4 protein-coding genes are annotated in these 3,884 nt (G+C 69.4%); 1 reads left to right on the top strand and 3 read right to left on the bottom strand.

Translation table 11 applies throughout. From position 1 onward, the window contains the following. Positions 1-145: 145 nt before the first annotated feature. From ACFXG1_RS32960 to ACFXG1_RS32950, 3 genes are read right to left on the bottom strand one after another with little or no spacing between them, the layout of a single operon-like run. Positions 146-949 (bottom strand): ABC transporter permease, encoded by an 804-nt coding sequence (locus tag ACFXG1_RS32960; protein ID WP_384720261.1) that lies wholly within the window; start codon positions 947-949, stop codon positions 146-148. A 13-nt stretch (positions 950-962) separates the two neighbouring features. Continuing rightward, positions 963-1,721 (bottom strand): ABC transporter permease, encoded by a 759-nt coding sequence (locus ACFXG1_RS32955; protein ID WP_384720258.1) that lies wholly within the window; start codon positions 1,719-1,721, stop codon positions 963-965. A gap of 2 nt (positions 1,722-1,723) precedes the next feature. Further along, complete coding sequence (locus tag ACFXG1_RS32950; RefSeq protein ID WP_384720255.1) at positions 1,724-2,686, bottom strand: ABC transporter ATP-binding protein; 963 nt, start codon at positions 2,684-2,686, stop codon at positions 1,724-1,726. 222 nt (positions 2,687-2,908) lie between these two features. Between ACFXG1_RS32950 and ACFXG1_RS32945 the strand changes: the two genes are divergently transcribed. Next, positions 2,909-3,832 carry an isopenicillin N synthase family dioxygenase gene (locus tag ACFXG1_RS32945; protein ID WP_384720252.1) on the top strand — a complete coding sequence of 308 codons (924 nt, stop codon included), beginning with the start codon at positions 2,909-2,911 and terminating at the stop codon, positions 3,830-3,832. Positions 3,833-3,884: the final 52 nt, after the last annotated feature.

Here is a 3,884-nt window from a genome sequence, read left to right as displayed (position 1 = left end):
GCCATCCCCCCCCCCCCCCCCGGCCCCCCCCCGCCCCCCCGGGGGGCGGGCCCCGCGGGGGGGGCGGCGCGGCCCGCGCGCGCGGGGGGGGGGGCGGCCCCTCGTCCGGGTCGCACGGCCGGTACGGGTACCGGAGCCCGGGGGCTCAGTCGTACACGATGGTGTGGATACGCCGGGCGGCGAACGCCAGGCACAGCCCCGTGGCGGCCAGCAGATAGCCGGTGTGCCACATCAGCATCGGCGAGAGGTCCCCGATGCAGATCCGGCGGATCAGTTCGACCGCGTGGTACAGCGGGGTCAGCTCGACCAGGTACTGCGCCGCGACCGGGTAGTCCTCCGTCGGGGAGAACGTGCCGGAGAACAGGAACAGCGCCATCTGGGCCGTGGTGAGCGCGTCGAAGTCGTGCCAGCCGCGCATCAGGGTGCTGGCCGCCAGACCGATCGCGGCGAAGGCGACCACCGCCAGGACGGACGCCGGGAAGGCGAGCAGCGCCCAGCCGACCGAGACCGTGTCCAGCAGGACCATGGCGATCAGGAAGAGACCGCAGAACACCGCCCCGCGCAGGGCGCTCCACACCACTTCGGCGACGGCGACCTCGCGCGGGCGGACGGGCGTCACCAGGACCGCCTCGTACACCTTGGACTGCTTGAGCTTGCCGAAGAAGGCGAAGGTCGTGGTCGAGAACGCCGCCGTCATCGCCGAGGTGGCGAGCATCGCGGGGGCCACGAAGGCGGCGTAGGAGACCTCCTGTCCCCGGTAACTGATGTCCTTGTCGATCAGGCTGCCGACCCCGATACCGATGGACAGCAGATAGAACAGCGGCTCGACCAGGCCGGCCACGACGAGGAGCCAGGCCGAGGGACCGGTCTGCATGGCCCGGGCGTTACGGGTGACCACCGCGGCGGAGCGGGTGGTGGAGAAGCGACCGGCGATCGCGTTCGTGAGCATCGCGACTCCCTTCTCAGCTCTCGAGCCGACGGCGGAAGGCCACCTCGGCGCAGATCCAGCCCGCCACCGCCACGAGCAGCAGGTATCCGATGTGGACGAGCGCCGGCCAGGTGGTCGACGTCCCCAATGACGCGGCGCGGGTCAGCTCGACGCCGTGCCAGAGCGGAGAGGCGTAGGCCAGCTGCCGGAAGCCCTCGGGCAGCTCTTCGACGGGGAAGAACACCCCCGCGAACAGGGTGGTCGGGATGACGACGAAACGGATCAGCAGCTCGAAGTACCCGTCGTTCTGGATGCTCGCCGCGAAGGCCATGGTCGGTCCCGCGGCGCCCACCGCCAGCAGCGCGCAGACCAGGGGCACGGTCCACACCCAGGGCGAGTGCAGGGTGCCGAACAGCCACGCGATGGCCAGGAACGCGACGACGGCCATGGTCACCATGACGAGGACGTACAGGATCCATCCCGCGACCATGTCCCGGATCGATACCCGGGTGCCGCGCATGGTGTGGATACCGCCGACCCATTCGAAGTCGGTGTAGACGCCGTACGTCGACTCGTTGGCGGCGATCTGGTACACCGTCGCGGCCAGGATGCCCGGGGCGATCCAGTCGAGGTAGGCGAACCCGTCGACCTCGCCGACGTATCCGCCCACTCCGGCGCCGATACTGACGAGGAAGAGATAGGGCAGGGCGAAGAAGGAGAAGACCGACGCTTTCCAGAGCCGTCGGTACAGCAGCATATGCCGTTCGAGTACGGCGACCGAAGGGTGTGCCATCGCTACTCCACCAGAGCTCGGCCGGTGAGCCGGAGGAAGACGTCCTCGAGCGTGGACCGGCGGACCAGCACACTCGCGGGCTGGAGACCCCGGCGGTGGACTTCGTTGACCACCGCGTCGCCGTCACGGGCGTAGACCAGGACACGGTCCGCCAGCGGGTCGACGCGGTCGCCGATCCCGTCCAGCTTTCCGGCATAGGTGTCGTGCGCGTCGTAGCCGAACCGCAGCTCGACCACCTCGGGGCTCGAATGGGCCTCGATCAGGGCGCGCGGCGATCCCTCGGCGGCGATCTTCCCACCGTCCATGATCACCAGGCGGTCGCACAACTGCTCGGCCTCGTCCATGTAGTGGGTGCTGATCACCAGGGTCGTGCCCCGCTGCTTCAGCCGGAACAGCCGCTCCCACAGCAGATGCCGGGCCTGCGGGTCCAGGCCCGTCGTCGGCTCGTCCAGCAGGACGATGTCCGGCTCGTTGGCCAGCGCCCTGGCGATGGTGAGCCGTCGCTTCATCCCCCCGGACAGGGACTGCACCCGGTCATCGGCCCGGTCCTCGAGCCGGGCGAACTCCAGCAGCTCCGTCGCCCTGACCCGGGCCCGCTGCCGCGACATACCGAAGTACCGGGCGTAGGTCGTGATGTTCTCGACGACCGTCAGATCGAGGTCGAGATTGTCCGCCTGCGGGCAGATCCCGAGCCGCTCGCGGATGCGCGTCTGCTCCCGGACGGGATCGCGGTCGAGGATCCGCAGTTCACCGCCGGACGGTGTGCTGATACAGCTCAGCATGCGCATGGTCGTGGTTTTCCCGGCACCATTCGGCCCCAGCAGGCCGAAAGTCTCCCCTCCGCGTAAGTCGAATTCAATACCGTCGACCGCGGTGAAATCACCGAAGCGTTTCACCAGGTTCCGGGCCCGCACCAGGGTGCGTCCGCCCGGGCCGTCGGCACCCATGGGTCCGTCTTTCACCATCAGCTTGTCCTCCGAAATCCCGCACCTGCACGGCGGGCCTCACCGGCAACCTACAGATTTCAGACCTGAAACAACAGTCCGCTCCCGAGCGGGGGTTCAGCGGTCCGGACGTGCGGACCGGGACGCCTTCGGCTGAAATTTCGGCGCCGCGGCGGAGTGGCCCAATTCAAGGCCCCGGCCGACTACTTGTTCGGTGGGTGAAGGCGGTCATACAGTATACCCATGCGAATTCCCTCCATTGACCTCGAATTATGGGCCGAAGGTGGCGCCGAAACCCGCCGCGCGATCGCCGGGACGGTCGACGAGGCCCTGCGCACAGCGGGCTTCCTCCTCGTGACCGGCCACGGCATCGGGGCCGGGCCGCGGGCGGAGATACGGGCTGCGGCGAAGCGGTTCTTCCACCTTCCGTACCCGGAGAAGAAGGCGTACGCGGTACAGGTGGGCGGGCGCGGATGGCTGGGTCCCGGGGCCGAGGCCAACGCGTACGCGGAGGGCGGGGACGGCCCGCCCGACCTGAAGGAGTCGTACTCCTTCGCCTCGTACGATCCGACGGGCGACCCCGTGGTGGACGCGGAGTGGTTCGACGGGCCGAACGTATGGCCCGCCGAGGTCCCCGGGATGCAGCCGCTGGTGGAGACGTATCTGGACCAGATGTTCGCCCTCTCCAACACGGTCCTCGAAGTGCTCGGGGTGGCCATGGGCGAGAAGGAGGACCACTTCACCGCGCATACGCAGCAGGCGACCTGGGGCTTCAACATCAACTGGTACCCGGGTGCGGAGCGGGTCGGCCCCGCGGCGCCGGGCCAGTTCCGGATCGGCCCGCACACGGACTTCGGGACCGTGACGCTGCTGGACCGCCAGCCCGGACTCGGTGGCCTGCAGGTGTACACGGACGAGGGCGGCTGGGAGGACGCGCCGTACGACCCGGACGCGCTGACGATGAACATCGGCGATCTGATGGCCCACTGGTCGGGCGGCCGCTGGCAGGCAGGCCGGCACCGGGTGCTCCCGCCGCCGGTGGACGCGCCGGACGAGGAGCTGGTGTCGCTGGCCTACTTCTTCGACTGCGACATGGGCACGGATGTACGGGGCATCGACGCGCATGAGTTCCTGCGCGGGAAGCTGACCGCCATCACCGCCGACTAGCCGGCTCTACGGCTGAGGGACCCCGAAAACCGGATCGCGGCCGGCCGACCCC

The sequence above is a fragment of the Streptomyces sp. NPDC059248 genome, from assembly GCF_042753905.1.
Classification (GTDB): domain Bacteria; phylum Actinomycetota; class Actinomycetes; order Streptomycetales; family Streptomycetaceae; genus Streptomyces.
The sequence above is the reverse complement of the archived record's forward strand: the minus strand, read 5'-3'. Positions and strand labels throughout refer to the sequence as shown.